Genomic DNA, 518 nt, shown 5'->3' on the forward strand with positions numbered 1-518 from the left:
GGGCGTACCGCTACCGGTTCTACCCGGATCCGGAGCAGGCCGCGCAGCTTGCCGCGACGTTTGGTTGTGTTCGCTATGTGTACAACCGGGCGCTTGCCGAGCGGTCCCGGGCGTGGCGGGAGGAACAGCGCCGGGTTACCCATGCCGAGACCGACGGGATGCTGACCGGGTGGAAGCGGGATCCGGGAACACTGTGGTTGGCCGGGCCGTCGAAAGGCCCGTTGCAGGCCACGCTGCGGCATCTCCAGGCGGCGTTTGTGAACTTTTGGGCGAAGCGGGCGGGTTTTCCGTCGTTCAGGAGGAAGGGTCGGTCCGTCGATGCGGCGACCTATTTTCGGGGCTGTTTCACCTACCGGGATGGTCAGGTCCGGTTGGTGAAGCAGGGTCGGCCGTTGGACGTCGTCTGGTCGAGGCCGTTGCCGGAGGGTGTGGTGCCGTCGCAGGTGACGGTGTCACGGAACAGCCGCGGCCAGTTCCACCTGTCGATCCTGGTCGAGGAGACCGTCACCGGCCTGCCT

The 518-nt window shown here is 66.6% G+C and carries 1 protein-coding gene; it reads left to right on the top strand.

The window, feature by feature from the left end; genetic code table 11:
• Nucleotides 1–518 (top strand): RNA-guided endonuclease InsQ/TnpB family protein (locus G6R25_RS24545; protein WP_163554709.1); only part of this gene is annotated, 518 nt, incomplete at both ends.

Source organism: Candidatus Frankia alpina (assembly GCF_902806485.1).
Taxonomy (GTDB): domain Bacteria; phylum Actinomycetota; class Actinomycetes; order Frankiales; family Frankiaceae; genus Frankia; species Frankia alpina.